Here is a 16,611-nt window from a genome sequence, read left to right as displayed (position 1 = left end):
TTCCAATGCTCCTAAGTATATATACCCCATTGAAGGGACATGTAAAGAGGAACACTTATAAAAAACGTGTTCCTCCTAATACGCGCAAATGATTCGATACGTTTCAGTAGGCCGAATTTTTTACCATGACAGCACTGTTGCCATTAACATGCCCACTTCTGCTGCAATATCATCGTAATCATGCATGGGCAGCGGATTTACACCTAGACCGACTTCAACGGTAAACCCTGGTTTACCAAATCGCTGTATAAACCAATCCTTGTACCCTGCATCGCTACCACCCAGCTTTACCGCCCGGTACCCTGTTGCGGCAGCTAGCCGCAAGGCCCAATCTCGGCTCTCCTTAGGCTCTAGATCCCGATAATTCCAATAGATCTCCTGTCCCTGACTGTGTATGGATAACACCATGTCGAACTGTTCGCGCTCCGTCAGATCGGCAAGCGCTTTGGACTCTGGTTCAGACAAAGGTGTAGGTCCTGCATAGTCTCGTCGAGACGGACCTGTTTTACCGCGTCTGCGTACCTCTTCTTCCCAATATGCCGGAAATTGATCGTTGAGGTCAACACCACGAATATTGGCCTTCCAACCGCGATAATCAGCACGTCCTTCATTCCACTTTTCGAGGTCATGATACAACGGATGAGTTGGGAGTACACCTTGTTGCACCAGTTCTACCCCATCCGGGTTGACCATCGGGACCACCCATAAGGATGTATGCTCCAGCAGATCCCGCGGAGAACCTCCATACACCCATTGAGAGGTCCCTGCATGTTCTTCAGTCCTATCGATCCCTTGTGCATATTGCTCTATAAAACGCAGCAAACAAGGCGTCGTCAGCCATTCATTAGCATGAACAGAAGCATTGGCATGAATTTTACGCGTTCCCTGCCCAATACGTACATAAGGAATATCCTTCCCCATGACACTGGTGCCAATGCTGCCAACTTCAATAAATGGATATCTGTGGGCCAAGGCCGCTAGGTCTTCCTTTAAATCTTCATATCCATACTCTCCACGTAATCGTACAATCTGATCCTGATGGTCTTCAGGAATAACAATTGTTTTTCCTTCCGTAAAATCATGCTCCGCAAGTCCTGGATTGGCTAGCCGTAACTCATCAAGCTCCACACCAAACTGCTTGGCAATCTGTCTTGCATACTCACCAGGCTGAATAACGTATTTACGATCCGTAGACGGACGAATATATAACACTTGACCACTAATCAGATAGGGTTGCGTGGCGGCCCACGGATTATCTACGATCAAAGTATCCGCCGATAGTTTAAAAGCCGAGGCGACCCGGTGCAATGTATCTCCTTTTTGAACGATATATTCCCTCATCTTACTACGCCCCTTCCATCTGCCTTACTGCATGTTATGCAGACGCGGCGTGTCTTGATGTAGCGAAAAGCAAAACAACCGACTTCATTTGTCCAATGACAAAAAAGTCGGTTGTCTCGTTAATCCAAATTGGTGACTTGCCAGACGACAGGCGTTTGGCGAATTTGCTCCCCGAGCCACTGTGCGGCAATGCGCTGGAACAATTCAGGATCGCCGGAACAAAAAAGCTGGTGTACCGGCGTTTCGTCCCCAGCTTCCAACTTGCCTTTGTTATACAAAATGGTGCTCGTCTCACGCGCCGTTTCATCTGCCGAGCTAATGAGCTTTACTGCAGGTCCCATGACTTCTTGAATCGTTTCCTTCAAAAAAGGATAATGCGTACAACCAAGAATCAGACAATCAATCGGATACGTTTGAATAGGTCTCAATGTCTCCTCCACAACCTGCGATGTCGTCTTGGAGCGGAATAACCCTTGTTCCACTAATGGAACAAGCGCAGGACAAGCATGGCTTACCACGTCTACATAAGGAGACAATTGCTTGAGCGCAGCTGTATACGCTCCGCTTCGAATCGTACCGACAGTCCCAATCACCCCGACATGCCCGGTAGCAGTCGCGCTGATCGCAGCACGAGCCCCGGGGTGAATGACTCCGATCACCGGAATGGATACCTTTTGGCTTATATAGTCCAATGCCGCGGCAGTAGCCGTGTTACAAGCAATAATAATGACTTTCGGATCAAATTGAATCAGAAAATCAACCATTTGCTCTGTAAATTTTTTAACCTCTTCCGATGGTCGGGGGCCATACGGAGTGCGCGCAGTGTCTCCAAAATAAATGATTTTTTCCCGCGGAAGCTGACGCATGACTTCTTTTACAACCGTCAAACCTCCTACACCGGAATCCAATATTGCAATCGCTTGCTGCACGTACACACCGCTTCCTTTTTTGTTCAAATATGAGTTGTTTCATCTCGGAAAGCTATCCGTTGCTACATACCTTATGTCGTATTCGTGTAAAAGGTACCCCAAAAGATTACCCTAAAACGAGGAAGTGATCAATAAAAAGGCTCCACCCCAACGGGAGAAGCCACGAATTCAAACTGTATTCAGTGTTTCACCTACGTTTTACAAACCGTTACAGAGCATCTTTTTCCGTATCTTCTTGAACAGTCGCTGATGAAATACTAACTTCAGGAACAATTTCACCCTTTTTACGCCATTGCCCGATTTCATGAATGACGGCTGAGGCTGTCTCCTTAATTTTGTCAGTATACTCAATTGAGGTGTCCGAAATTTTCCCCGCTAGCTCCTGTCCCTTATCACTTACGTTGCGCGCCTGATCTGTAATATTCTGACGCAGCTCACGACCTGACTTAGGGGCAAATAACAAAGCAGCAACCGAACCAACAATGCTGCCTGCCAACGCGCCTCGGATAAAACTTTTGCAGTTCTCCTTCATCATCATCTCTCCCTTGTGCCCGGGCGAATGCCCATCTGTTAGTGCATTATAAGCATGGAGAGCTTGTCATGATACAGAAAACAAGCCTGAAAAGTTTTACTTTTTTTTAGAGCGGATACGATACAGGCAACAGCGGCCCCCATCCGCTAAACAATCCTCACGAACAACCTCGGCATCAAGCAGCTCCTCAAACATTTGCTGCTCGCATTCACAAGCCTTGCGGTAACGGCCTGCAATTTGAGAGATAGGACAATTGTATTCCACAATTGAGTAGCTACCATCCTCTTCCTCGCGCCACTCTGCCATATATCCGGAAGCATTTTGGATGCCCGAAAGCTTTTCCACACGTGAAGCCAGTGTAGTCTCCCCCTCCATGTGAGGGGCGTAGCGCTTCATCATTTTACGTTTTCTACCATCAAACAGCGAGTAAACAGCTTCCATTCCCTGTTCTTCATCCAGCTCCTCTAACAGTTCCAGTAACAGATGATCATAATTACGAGGAAACTGCTCGCTTCCCTGCTCGCTCAGACTGTATAAAAACGTCGGGCGTCCCATCGCCTGTCTCACGATCGTAGCCACGATCAGACCATCCTGCTCCATCAATTTGAGATGCCTGCGCACTCCCATTTCGGTAATGCCCAATTGAGCTGCCAAGCTTCCGACGCCCACAGGTCCCTGGGTTTTCAATAATGTCATAATCATGCGCCTAGTGGGCATTTCGGGTACGATATACTTATCCGTCACTTTTGCCTTTACACTCCCTCGGGCTGGGGACCCAATTCCTTATTTAAATAATCATGCACGTTAGATGCAAAAAGCTCCAGCAACCCAGGCAGCTTAGGTGTAAGCGGGTGAAGGCTTGTCCGGTCCCAATGAAAGTACTCCTGTACTAGGGGTTTACGTAAGCCTACCAGCTCTACTAACGAATGAAATACGGTATCATCCAGTACACCTTCCTCATGAATGATACCGATAATATCCTCATAGCTACTAGCGTCACGCATAATAAATCCGTCGATGATATAGCTTCCTACGTCCGTTACCGTCTCAATCGCCAGATGAAGGCAGCGCTCCTGCACTAGTCCCTGCAACAGATCGCCGTTCCAGGCAGCAGAAGTCTGGCGAAGTCCGGCGACAATGTCGGGAACAGCCCCTAGTCGAAGCTCAATTTGTTCCCGGTTGACATAATACAAGGTCCTGCACCTCCAGTAATCGCTTTAGATTTCATAATCAACTGCGATAGATACATCCTTCACCTCATTCATGTGTACAATAATTTCCTGATGCACAGGGTGTACCTGATACGTTTGCAAATCCTCCAGTGTTTCGACAACAGCGGTAAGGGAAATATCATAAGAACGTTCCGAACGAATCACATCCGTACCTATTTCGAGTGACAGCAGCTCTTTGATTTTGCCGTTCATACTGCGCAAAATGGATGCTGTGTGCTCAATGCTTTCAGGGGAGCGGTCTTTCAATTTGAACAAAACAATATGTTTAATCATGCGTATAGGCTCCTTATCTTAAAAATGTTCTCTTGAAAATTTTATCATAACGCCCCACATACGGAAAGAAACTTTGTAATTCTAGCAATCTTTTCCGCCATTTTTACCATCAGACTCCTTGTCCTTTAATAGGGCAAAAAAATTCTTGAGTTTTGGTGGGAGCGGCAGACCCATTCGTGAACAGTTTTCCGTAATAGAGATTAATTCATTGGATAAATAAAAATACGTCGTCGCCCCTTTCATGATTTCGGTACCCATCAGGAGATCCACGTGATGAGCCAAAGAAATCACCATTAGCATTAAAGCCTTTCTCGCCAGCCCCCAAAAGCCGGCTTTACTGCTCAAACCTTGCCCAGTCTTAATTGCTGCGGCGACTCCAGTCACATAATCAACAGCCATTGCAACCGTGAATAGCACCATTAGCTGATTCCAGCCGCCAAAGGCAAACGTAATAAGGGCTCCTGCGGTAGCGCAAATCATACTAAACATATTCGGATTAATATTCATACCTCTCCTCCTCTCGGGGCGGTTACTGTAATATATGCAGCGACATGGTAACCCGTAAAGTCATATGACCTGTGCATAGACATGAATTCATAGATTCATATAAAGCGTGCTGCAAACTTCACAACTCCGAGCAAATACAACAAAAAGACACCTTCAAAACCACTATATAAATGGTTGAAAAGGTGTCTTTTCTTTCATGCTATTCAATTAACGATGATCATTCCAAAAATTAAGCGGAGTCATGTTATCATTTAACGGCTCGAACGAATAGCCTTCTTTCTGCAAAGCAGCCATGATTTGTGGAAGCACCTTGATCGTAGATGGCTTATCATGCATAAGAACGACTGGTGTTCTGCCTTGCTTTTTCAATCTCTTAATATCACTTAGGACAGTCTGTACAAAATGCTCTGGATTTTTAGTATAACGCCAATCATTGGAATCAATGTTCCAGTCCCAAATATGATAGCCTGCGCCCGTCAGTTGATCGCGGTATGCTTTCTTCAAATATGGTTTGCTGCCATAAGGTGTACGAATCAAAGAAGTGCGTTTTCCTGTAGCCTTAGATAAAATTTCGTTATCCTGATTCATCTCTGCCAATGCTGCTGCAGGAGATGCATAGATTTTCTTCACCTGATGCGTCATCCCATGCAAGCCCAAACCGTGACCCGCCTCTACCATTCTTTTCATCACTGCGCTATGTTGACGAATTTCAGGTCCCAGCATGAAGAACGTAGCCTTCGCATTGTATTTGTCCAAGATATCCAGCAACTGCGACGTATGCGCCGTAGGACCATCATCGAAGCTCAAATAAATCGTACGGCTGGATGATGAGGCAGTTCCCTTGTTGCCAGTATTGCTGGCTTTGTCCGGTTTGACAGCTGCATACTGTTTAATTTCTGTTGCGAATGTATTCAAAAACTGAGCATCAGACAAACTAGCGTTTGCATTCTGAATTCGATACAGATTACTTGTAGGAACCGTAATAGTGAAGCCAAACGCATCGGTCAAAGTGCGAATGGGCACCATCGTGCGTCCTCCACGCTCGAACACATCCCCCTTGTTCAAATCCAGCGTAAAGCTGCGATTATGTCCAGTCAGCAACAATGTATTTCCGTTGGCCGAAGTAGAAATACCCATCTTTTGCCCTAATGTAACGATAGGTACATACAACTTATCATTTTCCATTACGGGCTGAATGGTATTCGAATCTAGCAACACATCATTGACCCCCAGCAAAGGAGCCTTCGCTTGTGCACTCGCCGTATTCGTATGTATACCTAGCAAACCCAAACAACAGATTGCCATCAAGCATACAGCCATCCATTTTGCATTTAAAAGCTTCATTCATTACACCATCCTGTGCTGTATTTTATAATGTGCGGGAGCTATCTCTAGCTTGTCTATGAAGTTATACAGACATGACGATATAGACATGGCAATATAGACATTCACTCAACATATAGAACATAAACGCATATGAACCGACTGAACCTGACGTCTTTTCGTTCCCCCTATATATATTAATAGATTACCAGACTATAGTAGGTAAATATAGTAAAACAATTTGAAAACAATCTCGCAATCCATCTTACCAAATAAGTTACAAAGTTGTGAATAAATCGACTGTGTTTAGAAGGATAAAAATGAAATGGATTGTATGCCTTCTCCTGTAAAGAAGCTATATCCCCCAAATGCCATAGTTATGTTACTAGATTTATAGAATTATACGGGGACGCAAAAAAAGCACCTGAAATCACCATAAGGAATTTCAAGTGCTTTATAATTTTGTTTTAAGTTACTCATGTAGTCGTCCTTTGCAGCTTTGATAATGACATAATATACACGCGTTGAAAACTGATTATTGCTAAACAAGCGAGAATTAGTCTCGTTTGTGATCTAATAAAGCCCCTTTCGAAAAAAGAAATTTTTCATCTTCCTTATTATTTGGCTTCAGGAAAATTATCCTTGATTGGTGGGGTAGAGTCCCAGCTTATCAGTTTAATATGGTACTTATCAAGTAATTCATTTGAATTGGAAAATTGAGTGTTAATAGTCCTTCCATCATTTTCAAAAACCCTTCCATCTTTTTTAATGATAATGCCTTCTTGTTCAATAAATATAGAGTCAGCAACGGTTTGCTGATACTCGTCGGTGCTATCCAAATCACCCATATAGTACTCTGCAATCCCTGGATAATAGGATATTTCTATTCTGCTATTGACTTCTAGCACCGGTAGTAATCTATCTCCACCGGCTAATCTTTCCTTCCACTTACGATATTTGCCGCGAGCTTCATTTGAACCAATGCCATCATATTCGCATATTAAAGTATCTTGAATAACCTCTCGTTGCCCGTTAATTTCATATTCCAAACGAAATGGAAATTTCCCATATGTGATTTCAGGGTGTGAAGGATTAGGTTCTAATTGATTCCCTATGAATATTAGAAGCCAAGGTAAAGCAATGAACAATATGATTGCAAATATCAACAACAACGGAATGCTTAGATATAACAATGTTTTTTTCACTTTCATTTATACATCTTCTCCTTCAAAGCATTTATTACGGAGTCCATTTTATGGTTTCTGACCATTTGCCAAGCCTTATATGCTTTAGAGTGCCACCACTTAATTTTATACTGCGTAGGTAAGTAAACCGTTTTTCCAGTGCCTACTTCACCCAAAGTCTTGTTTCAAAATTTCGTCCGTAACTACATAATTCGTTGCACTTGCAGTATAGTTCCTATCACTTAAACCATATTTACCTAGTGAAGGTACTGCAGGATTAATTGTAATGACATTTTTATTAGTCACTATAATCCTTACAATCATAAGAGAAGAACATATTACCTCCATTTCCATAAAAAATGTCACAATTTAATATATCGGCGCCTTAAACTTCCATTTTTATAGGCCAAATGGACCTTATTTTCCATAAACCGGTTAAGCCCATGGGATTAAAAGAAAATCAGGAGAGGAGTCACTTGCAAAGCCCCCTTCGGGTATAGTAGTATGTGGTTAAAAAAAATCGGAGGGTATATGCCTAAACAACAAGATAAACATTCCATTCAGGCGTGGTCTCTGATCAATCGCAAATATTTGGGAAAAGGCGTGCGTGTCAAACGTTTTCGTAAACCAACACGCTGTCAAGTGCGCAATCGCGTTTTGCTTGCCGTTTTGATGGCTAATGACATTAAACTGTCCCAACTTGCCGAGGAGCTTTCCATTTCCTCCCGTAGTGTCAGTGCGTGGGTATATGAAGGTCGCATTCCCGGCAACACTAATCTGGAAAAGACGTGTAATACACTTGGTTATCCGCACCATATTCTATTTAATGAAGAGGTTGTCCGGCGTTCACCACTCATCTGTCAACCATCGCCGTCCCGTTTTATGAAACGGACTGTGACTCGTTCTCCGGTTAAAAATCGGATCTTGGCGGGTCTGTGCATGGTACATGATATTTCGGTGACCGATGTGAGTCATTGGATTGGCGTTCACCCCGGTACATTTCGGAAATGGTTGCATCAGGGTACCGTTCCTTCGCAAACCTTCCAGGATCAGGCGGAACAGTTTTTCCGTATTCCAAAATCCATTTTGTTTGCTGATGCCATGCTGAAAAAGTAAAAATGTCCGTAAACCGAAACGATTGTAATTTTCATGAAAGTCTTTGAAAGGAACGCATTACCATCTTTCATCCACTGAGACTTTCACATCATGTAATTCACAGAATATAAAATGCAAAAAAAGCACAGTCTGCCGATTCCTCGGTGTACTGTGCTTTTTAGATAACAGAGTTTTAAATACTGCTTGCTTATATTTTGTCAGTTTCTTAAAAATGAATGCTTGCCGTTTCAGTTGAACGTCTGGCTTCTTCCTTGATGGTCTTTAGCTTTTTCATCACCGGGTTGCCTCCACGTCCAAAGTAGTCGTGAAGACGGCTGTATTCCTCGTACAGCTTATCATACACAGCCGCGTTCTCAGGGATCGGCTTGAAGCTCTCGTCCCGTACACGAGCCATATGAAGCGCTGCTTCGACGATATCGTCGTACCCTCCAGCTTCAGCTCCCGCAGCCACTGCTGCGAACATGGCCGCACCCAATGCAGGAGTTTGGGTGGAAGCTGCCACCTTAATCTCACGTCCGGTTACATCTGCATAAATTTGCATCAAAAGACGATTTTTCTGCGGCAATCCACCGCACGCATACAATACGTCTACTGGCACGCCGTTATGATGGAACGCATCGACAATTTTACGTGTTCCGAACGCAGTTGCTTCCAGCAATGTACGATACATTTCCTCTGGCTTCGTCAGCAACGTATACCCGACAATCAGCCCCGTCAGGTTGGTGTCAACCAACACAGAACGGTTACCGTTCCACCAGTCCAGCGCCAGCAACCCGGTTTCACCCGGTTTATATTCAGCCGCTTTACGCTCCAGCCATACATGGACGTTCACACCTTCCGCAGCTGCCTGCTCCTTCACTTCGCCAGGAACAGCATGATCCACAAACCATGCGAAAATGTCTCCTACCGCCGATTGTCCAGCCTCATACCCGTAATAGCCCGGAATAATTCCGTTCTCTACAACGCCACACATCCCCTCTACTTCTCTTTCTTCCTCACCGAGGAGCATATGGCAAATGGAAGTTCCCATCGCCATCACCAGCTTGCCTGGTGTGACGACGCCTACTGCCGGAACAGCCGCATGTGCATCCACATTGCCTACCGCTACTGCCGTTCCCGGATTCAGTCCGAGTTTTGCAGCCATATCCTCTGTTAATCCACCCGCACGGGCACCCAAATCATAAATCTCACCGCGCAGCTTTGTATCCGTCAAATTTTCTAAACGCGGATCGAGCGCTTTGAAAAATTCACGATCCGGATAACCCTCGCGATGATGGTAAATAGACTTGTAGCCAGCTGTACACTGATTCCGTTTCAGTTCCCCACTGAGCTGGGAAATTACCCAGTCGGTCGCTTCTACAAAGAGGTCTGTTTGATTATAAATGTCCGGTGCCTCGTTCAGAATTTGCCAAATTTTTGCGATCATCCATTCGGAAGAAATTTTCCCTCCATAGCGGGTCTGAAACGTCTCTCCGCGCTGCGAGGCAATGGCATTTAAACGGTCCGCTTCATCCTGTGCTGCATGATGCTTCCACAGTTTCACCCAACTATGCGGGTTAGCTTTCAGGTTCTCGTCAAAGCACAACGGTTGTCCTTGCGCGTCGATCGGCAGCATCGTGCATGCTGTAAAATCAATTCCGATCCCGATGATATCGTCTGGAGAAATCCCTGTCTCCTTCATAACAGCAGGTACGGAGGTAGTCAGCACTTCAATATAATCAGCCGGATGTTCCAGCGCCCAATCTATATCCAATCTGCATCCACTACCAGGCAATACTTCATCCATAACTCCATGACGGTAAGGTGTTACATGTGTAGCAATTTCAGCTCCGTCAGACAGGTCAACAATAACCGCACGGCCGGACTCCGTTCCATAATCGATACCAATAGTATACTTGCTCATTTGTGTGCCTCCTCCTTTATCGTTGACCATCATAAGCGTTCGCCCCATGCTTGCGCAGAAAATGCTTATCCAGCAGCGCCTGATCCACTAAGGTGAATTCTGGATTCCGAACGAAAGAACGGTACAGTGCCAGATGATGTGTAGGCGTATCTGACGAAGGCCGTGGATTATCCTCGACAATATTGCCTTGTAGATTCAGCACAACCAGTTGCTCCCCTTTCACTCTTCATAGGCCACGCCTTGGAAGAGCCAAATTGGCCTCCCATACTTCCTTTTTCAATTGTTCTAATATGTATAAGACACACCTTTTACTATCATTTCTGAAATCTGCAATGGAGGAGGTGACTGAAACTAACTTCAAATGGAAAATTACAGGAAGGTCTTAACGACCCTTTATCCTTGGTTCCGCTTTCATTATATGATTGTACGTACAACTTAGCTAGTCTTTTTTTATGTATTTTCTCGATAGATTTATGTACTCATTTTCAGAAAAAATATAACAAAAACAGCCTATTTCTGCAATCCAGAAAACAGACTGTTCGGTATGACGAGAAACATGCCATCAAATATTAAGCGTTAAAGCTGTATACTTACTAACTTATCCTTACATGTTAAGAAATAAAACCGACTGATCTTCCAGCCTAATGTTCTCCAGGCATGACCTGGACAGGCCCAGTAGATTCACGAACGATGAGCTCAGGAGGTAGAATTAACTGGCGATCTTCTTCATGGTACCCCTTCTCTTCAATCATCGACAGCATGGTATCGGCAGCACGTAACCCCAACTCTTCCTTTGGATGCCGAATTGTCGTTAGCTTGATTTCCGTTGCTGTCGCCAAAAATGAATCATCAAACCCAACCAACGATAGATCATTGGGAATGTTCAGGCCCACTGAACGTACAATATCCAGGAGTCGAACAGCCAGCTCATCATTGTAGGTCACCCATCCAGTAGGACGCTCTCCCGCCTCCATCGCCAATAGCCTCGACGCACGTTGTAGCGGAATCTCATTTTTTTCTTCTGTCCGGTAAGTCGTTACTGCGTTCGGGTGTAGTGTCACACCATATTTACGGTGAGCGGCCACAAATCCCTTCATACGAAGAATCCCTTGCATATCATCGGTTTTGAAAAATCCGGCCAAGCGTCGGTGTCCCAGCTTAATCAGATGCTCGGCCGCCAAAAAACCACCCTTTTCATCATCTACTCGCAGACATGGCGCATCCATTTCCTCATAACGCGCATTGATCATCAAATAAGGGATTTGGCGATTTTCCACGGTTAAATAATAGTTCAGATTGGGGTTACGCTCTCCACTTTTGGTCGGTTCGATAATAATTCCGCTCAGCGGTTGACTCAACAGCATCTCCAGGCACTGACTCTCTTGCTCAGGGTCATTACCTGTGCTTGACAGCAGCATCTTATAGCCCTGACGACTCAATTTGGATTCGATTCCCTGTACAATGGATGGGAAAATATAATCCGATATATAGGTTGTAATGACTCCAATCGTCTTTGGATCTTCGGGCTGCTTGCTGTCCCGTGTCGCGACAAAGGTCCCCTTGCCTTGCATCCGCAACAGCCAACCTTCTTGCACCAGCTCACCCAGCGCCTGACGCACCGTTTGCCGACTAACGGCAAATTGTTCAGACATTTCATGCTCAGATGGGAGTTGGCTTTGTGGTTCCAGTTTGGATGAATGAATCCAGGACAAAATTTCCTGTTTAACTTGTATATATTTGGGCGCCATAATTTCCTCCGTATTTGCAATATCGTGTACCTGTTCATATTCCACGATTATAGCATACCGTTCATTTGTACATACAAATGTTACAGGAACAGGATATCGGCGTATTGCTGCTGGAGGTGTAAACCCATTCACTTATCCCTTCCTTGCCACACATAACTGGCCGAATATCTAAGGACAATTTGTGTAGAGGTTGCACATTACGAACGAAGCAATTGATGTTCATTCATATACTTAAGTCCTGTATAGCGATCACGCAAGGTATGAGCCGTGCGCAATGCACGAGCAAGCTGTTCCTCCGTAACCCCGAGCTCGGCAATGGTAGATGGGCCTCCGACCTGAGCCAGCCATGCACGCATCTGCTCCGACGTAGGCAATTCCCGATACACCTTAAATGCCTCTACATCCTGACTGGCTGCTAAATCCCTGTACAGGTCAGACAGCAATGCGGATGCTACGCCTACTTTGGCACCATGCAAAACTTGCTTGCGTCCCTCTGCGATAAAATCCATTTCAATTCGGTGGGAAATATGGTGCTCTCCCCCTGACGCTGGACGAGAATGATCTATCATCAGCATCGAAATACCGGATGCAATCAGCGCATTCATCAATACCTCGACCCCAGCCTTGCTACCTGCCGCAATCTCATTGACATGTTCTATACAGGCACGCAAAGCCTCCTCGGTAATGCGATTAGCCACAGGTGAATATGGCTCGTTTCCCAAATCTCTGGAAACATGCCAGTCCGCTAGTGAGGTGAACTTACCGAGCATATCGCCAAAACCGGCCGCAGTCATCGTCTGTGGCGCATTTGCCAGCACGGACAAATCAGCAAAGATCGCCTCTGGCGGAACTGCTTGGAATGTCTGCTTGCTGCCATCCACAATTAGTGGTGCGCCTGCGGAGGTAAAACCATCCACCGAAGCAGCCGTCGGTACTGACAAGAACGGACGATTCATTTTATAACATACGAAGCGAACCAGATCATGAATCGTGCCAGAGCCTACAGCAAGTACAGCCTGACTCTTATCCGCCACACCCAGCAGCACTTTCATAATGTAGGTTTCATCAGCAATCACATCCCCTACAGCATTCGGAGGTAAGAGAACTACATCAACTGTCAAACCTGCCTCACGAATCAGCTCAGCCACTTTTGTTCCAGCCGCCACCGAAGTATACTCATCTTCTACCAGAGTTACATGACGATAAACCTGTTGATTCAGATAAGGGGCAACAGAGTCCAGTGCTCCATCCCGTACCTCAATAAACAATTCAACCTTTCGGTGAGGATGATCAGCGTTACTAGCCTGCGCCTCTTCGTTCCACAGCTTGATCTGTTCATTCATATTCATTTCATCAGCCTCCTGAAAAAGGAATAATTTGCACAAGAATGCTCCATAATGATTAATAGATTCCGTTTGAAAACGATTACTATTTAATTGTACGCACAAGTATGTGTCCAAGTCCAGCGAAAAAGTACAAGTTGCTTTTTAATTTACACATTCGAAAGGAACATGTTTATGAAATTTGGAACGGATATTGCCTGCGCACTTGGGTTATTGGCAGGTACAACGTTTGGCAGTGGTATTGCTTTTTTGTTCGGCTGGCAAGCTTATCGGGCCCTGACTTCTGTTGCAGTCTTTGGCGTTGTGGGAATTGTCATTACCATTGCCGTTTTTCGCTTGCTGCACCGTAAGTCACTTTCCACATCTAATTCTCGATAAATCCCGTTAGTGAAACGAGTGCAACTTGTTTTTTTGCCAATACACATAAAAAACGGGTCTCTTAAGCAATTGTATCGCTTGAGAGTACCCGTTTTTGTTTTACAAATATCACTTATGAAAGTGTATCAACCTATGGAGTAACGTCTAATTCATAATCAATTTCATCAAACCCGAATCCAAATAATTGGAGGAAATCCAGACGATATTGTTCGAGATCACCCAATTCAGATACATTTTCTGTAGTGATTTCGGACCAAGCTGCTTTGACAGCCTGCTGCACATCGTCTCTCATTTCCCAGTTATCCAGACGGATGCGTCCTTCTTCATCCGTTTCCACAGTGGACCCACTGTATAGCGTCTCGAACAGACGTTGTGCCTGCTCAATACATCCCTCGTGCAGTCCCTTTTCCTTCATGACCTTAAACAGCAAAGAAATATACAAAGGTACGACTGGAATAGCCGAACTGGATTGTGTAACCAAAGCTTTATTCACAGAAACGTAAGCTTTTCCATGATAACGCTCCAGTTGCTTTGTTAAAGTATGTGCTGTAGCTTCCAAATCATTTTTAGCTTGGCCAATGGTTCCTTTACGATAGATAGCCTCCGTAATTTCGGGACCAATATACGAGTAAGCCAGTGTGGTTACCCCTTCAGCCAGCAGATCAGCTTCTTCCAACGCTTTCAGCCACAAGGACCAATCTTCGCCACCCATTACCGTGATGGTATTCTCAATTTCCTCCTGCGTAGCCGGTTCCAGCGTAATTTCTGATACAACACCTGTATTCGTATTCACTGTTTTATTAGAAAAAGACTGTCCGATAGGCTTGAGAACGGAATTAAAGGTTTCACCCGTATCGGGATGTGTCCGTCGCGGTGAAGCGACACTATATACAATCAGGTCTACCTTGCCCAGCTTTTCCTTTACCAGCTTCAACGTCTCCTGCTTAATTTCATGAGAAAAAGCATCTCCATTAATGCTTTCCGCTATGTAGCCAGCTGCTCTGGCCGCTCTTTCAAAGGCTACCGTATTATACCAGCCTGCTGAAGCCGTGCGCCCCTCTGATGCAGGACGTTCATAGGATACCCCTATGGTGTCCGCTCCCAGACCGAAGCTCGCAGCAATACGAGAAGCCAGCCCGTATCCAGTAGATGCTCCGATCACAAGCACCTTTTTAGCTCCTTGTATTGATGTGCTTTCTTTGATGTAGTTGATCTGACGGTTAACATGAGCCGCGCATCCTGCAGGATGTGCAGTCGTACATATAAAACCACGGATTTTCGGTTTAATAATCATTGCAAGGGTCCCCCTACTTTAGCATTCATTTAATATGGATGTAATGGTTGTCCAGTCATAACTATATAGCAAATCAGCTTGCGGCTCAACACATAACATAACACTTGAAGACAGCCGAAGAAAACTACCGTAAACATCATAGTCCTGCAACGCTTTTTTACTCCACTATTCATTTTGAATCATTTTCTAACAACATCACATCTTCTCCTTGCTGTTGTCTTATTATGATATTAGCTCTCCCCCAAGAACACATTAAGTCAATAATTTCATTTGCTGTAATTCCATATTCCGTTATATAATACTCTACTTTTGGAGGCATTTGATTATACACATGTCTACCTATGATACCATCCTTTTCAAGTTCGCGAAGTTGCTGTATAAGAACCTTTTGAGAAATGCCTGAAATACTACGCTGTAATTCACTTGTCCTTTTTCTACCAGACATTAATAAACATATGATTAATGATTTCCATTTACCTCCGATGATCTCAAGTGTTGCTTCTATGCCTAAATTATATTGTTTCATAATACCACCTCTTCAACGCTAAAAATAACAAAGTTTATCTAATTAATTCTATAATCGCATATCTTCACTTTAAGTCCAATGCATACTTTCAAGTAACTATCTTACTTTATTGTGTGTATTTACTTTTTTTGAAGCATACAGAATAATAATAGAGCATCTACAAAGGCAATTATGTTACGTAAGAAAGGTGATTTATGATGAAAACTCTTGTGATTTTAGCTCATCCCAATATCGAAGATTCTAGAGTAAATAACAGATGGAAACGAGAATTACTTCAATATACCAATGAAATTACAATTCATGAGATTTATAAAGAGTATCCAAACTGGAGCATTGATGTTTTGAAAGAACAACAGCTACTTGAAGCATACGATAATGTCATATTTCAATTCCCTTTGTATTGGTATAGTTACCCTCCTTTATTAAAAAAGTGGTTCGATGATGTTTTTACCCATGGATGGGCTTATGGTTCAAAGGGTGATAAGTTAAAAGGAAAGAAGCTAGGGATAGCCATGTCCATTGGCGATAAAAAAGAAAATTACTTACCTACTGGTTCCGTTTCTTTTACTGTAGATGAAGTTATAGCACCTTTTAAGGCAAGCGCAGTGCATGTTGGCGCCATAACATTACCCTATTTCGCTGTCTTCGGAGCCTCGTTTCAAGCAAGCGACGAAGACATTGATCAGAGTGCAAAAGACTATATTAAATATATATTTCAGTATAAATAAAAAAGTTATAATGGTAGGCGCATCTTAACCATATAAAAACAGGCTCTTGGTGGCATCCAGCCAATCCAAGAACCTGTAAATGTTAGGCTATGATGCGGTCGAGAGGACTCGAACCTCCACGGGGGGTTAGCCCACACGGACCTGAACCGTGCGCGTCTGCCAATTCCGCCACGACCGCATATTATGTATTCACACCGATGTTTTTCAATCACGGTAATTTAGATTATATCTTCCATAGAACATAAAATCAAGCT

The 16,611-nt window shown here is 44.2% G+C and carries 17 protein-coding genes, 1 tRNA gene and 1 pseudogene; 3 read left to right on the top strand and 16 right to left on the bottom strand.

Annotated features, from left to right (window positions below; translation table 11 throughout):
• Positions 1 to 120: 120 nt before the first annotated feature.
• The 9 genes from ACL9RM_RS05960 to ACL9RM_RS05920 all read right to left on the bottom strand — a co-directional run bounded on the left by ACL9RM_RS05960 (position 121) and on the right by ACL9RM_RS05920 (position 7,348).
• Positions 121 to 1,341 (bottom strand): M14 family metallopeptidase, encoded by a 1,221-nt coding sequence (locus ACL9RM_RS05960; protein ID WP_250267999.1) that lies wholly within the window; start codon positions 1,339 to 1,341, stop codon positions 121 to 123.
• Between the two features lie 119 nt (positions 1,342 to 1,460).
• On the bottom strand, positions 1,461 to 2,270 hold the full coding sequence (gene racE, locus ACL9RM_RS05955; RefSeq protein WP_023987989.1) for a glutamate racemase: 810 nt from the start codon (positions 2,268 to 2,270) through the stop codon (positions 1,461 to 1,463).
• Positions 2,271 to 2,478: 208 nt separating this feature from the next.
• Complete coding sequence (locus tag ACL9RM_RS05950; protein ID WP_061828623.1) at positions 2,479 to 2,802, bottom strand: YtxH domain-containing protein; 324 nt, start codon at positions 2,800 to 2,802, stop codon at positions 2,479 to 2,481.
• 96 nt (positions 2,803 to 2,898) lie between these two features.
• Positions 2,899 to 3,546, bottom strand: coding sequence for a helix-turn-helix transcriptional regulator (locus ACL9RM_RS05945; RefSeq protein ID WP_023987987.1), 648 nt, complete (start codon positions 3,544 to 3,546; stop codon positions 2,899 to 2,901).
• Between the two features lie 8 nt (positions 3,547 to 3,554).
• Positions 3,555 to 3,995, bottom strand: a complete 441-nt coding sequence (locus tag ACL9RM_RS05940) for a DUF86 domain-containing protein (RefSeq protein WP_023987986.1) — start codon at positions 3,993 to 3,995, stop codon at positions 3,555 to 3,557.
• A gap of 24 nt (positions 3,996 to 4,019) precedes the next feature.
• Positions 4,020 to 4,307 (bottom strand): Dabb family protein, encoded by a 288-nt coding sequence (locus ACL9RM_RS05935; protein WP_250267997.1) that lies wholly within the window; start codon positions 4,305 to 4,307, stop codon positions 4,020 to 4,022.
• A gap of 81 nt (positions 4,308 to 4,388) precedes the next feature.
• The gene (locus ACL9RM_RS05930; protein ID WP_250267996.1) at positions 4,389 to 4,814 is read right to left on the bottom strand and encodes a phage holin family protein; all 426 of its coding nucleotides are present in this window, start codon (positions 4,812 to 4,814) and stop codon (positions 4,389 to 4,391) included.
• 207 nt (positions 4,815 to 5,021) lie between these two features.
• Positions 5,022 to 6,158, bottom strand: coding sequence for a polysaccharide deacetylase (locus ACL9RM_RS05925; protein WP_250267995.1), 1,137 nt, complete (start codon positions 6,156 to 6,158; stop codon positions 5,022 to 5,024).
• Between the two features lie 596 nt (positions 6,159 to 6,754).
• Complete coding sequence (locus ACL9RM_RS05920) at positions 6,755 to 7,348, bottom strand: hypothetical protein (protein ID WP_250267994.1); 594 nt, start codon at positions 7,346 to 7,348, stop codon at positions 6,755 to 6,757.
• 504 nt (positions 7,349 to 7,852) lie between these two features.
• Here ACL9RM_RS05920 and ACL9RM_RS05915 point away from each other — a divergent pair.
• Entirely contained in the window at positions 7,853 to 8,437 is a 585-nt protein-coding gene (locus tag ACL9RM_RS05915) for a helix-turn-helix domain-containing protein (RefSeq protein ID WP_013370447.1), read from the top strand.
• Positions 8,438 to 8,642: 205 nt separating this feature from the next.
• Here ACL9RM_RS05915 and ACL9RM_RS05910 read toward each other — a convergent pair whose 3' ends face one another.
• From ACL9RM_RS05910 to ACL9RM_RS05895, 4 genes and pseudogenes are all read right to left on the bottom strand, one after another.
• Entirely contained in the window at positions 8,643 to 10,340 is a 1,698-nt protein-coding gene (locus ACL9RM_RS05910) for a ribulokinase (RefSeq protein ID WP_250267993.1), read from the bottom strand.
• A gap of 112 nt (positions 10,341 to 10,452) precedes the next feature.
• Positions 10,453 to 10,593: pseudogene (locus ACL9RM_RS05905) on the bottom strand (class II aldolase/adducin family protein); the annotation flags it as partial.
• A 388-nt stretch (positions 10,594 to 10,981) separates the two neighbouring features.
• Entirely contained in the window at positions 10,982 to 12,088 is a 1,107-nt protein-coding gene (locus ACL9RM_RS05900) for a GntR family transcriptional regulator (RefSeq protein WP_250268905.1), read from the bottom strand.
• A gap of 197 nt (positions 12,089 to 12,285) precedes the next feature.
• Entirely contained in the window at positions 12,286 to 13,437 is a 1,152-nt protein-coding gene (locus ACL9RM_RS05895) for a sn-glycerol-1-phosphate dehydrogenase (protein ID WP_250267992.1), read from the bottom strand.
• 168 nt (positions 13,438 to 13,605) lie between these two features.
• On the opposite strand from ACL9RM_RS05895, the gene ACL9RM_RS05890 reads away from it, so the two are divergent.
• Positions 13,606 to 13,809, top strand: coding sequence for a hypothetical protein (locus ACL9RM_RS05890; protein WP_061828633.1), 204 nt, complete (start codon positions 13,606 to 13,608; stop codon positions 13,807 to 13,809).
• 130 nt (positions 13,810 to 13,939) lie between these two features.
• Here the strand turns inward: ACL9RM_RS05890 and fabV are convergent, their stop codons facing one another.
• Entirely contained in the window at positions 13,940 to 15,103 is a 1,164-nt protein-coding gene (fabV, locus tag ACL9RM_RS05885) for an enoyl-ACP reductase FabV (RefSeq protein ID WP_250267991.1), read from the bottom strand.
• A gap of 169 nt (positions 15,104 to 15,272) precedes the next feature.
• A complete protein-coding gene (locus ACL9RM_RS05880) occupies positions 15,273 to 15,629 on the bottom strand; it encodes a winged helix-turn-helix transcriptional regulator (RefSeq protein WP_250267990.1) in 357 nt (118 codons plus the stop codon).
• 197 nt (positions 15,630 to 15,826) lie between these two features.
• Between ACL9RM_RS05880 and ACL9RM_RS05875 the strand changes: the two genes are divergently transcribed.
• Complete coding sequence (locus ACL9RM_RS05875; RefSeq protein WP_165176719.1) at positions 15,827 to 16,357, top strand: NAD(P)H-dependent oxidoreductase; 531 nt, start codon at positions 15,827 to 15,829, stop codon at positions 16,355 to 16,357.
• Between the two features lie 93 nt (positions 16,358 to 16,450).
• Here ACL9RM_RS05875 and ACL9RM_RS05870 read toward each other — a convergent pair.
• Positions 16,451 to 16,535 (bottom strand) — tRNA-Leu (locus ACL9RM_RS05870).
• Between the last annotated feature and the right edge of the window lie 76 nt (positions 16,536 to 16,611).

It is taken from the genome of Paenibacillus sp. S29 (assembly GCF_049319765.1).
GTDB classification, from domain to species: domain Bacteria; phylum Bacillota; class Bacilli; order Paenibacillales; family Paenibacillaceae; genus Paenibacillus; species Paenibacillus polymyxa_B.
This window is presented reverse-complemented; position numbering and strand designations above follow the sequence as displayed.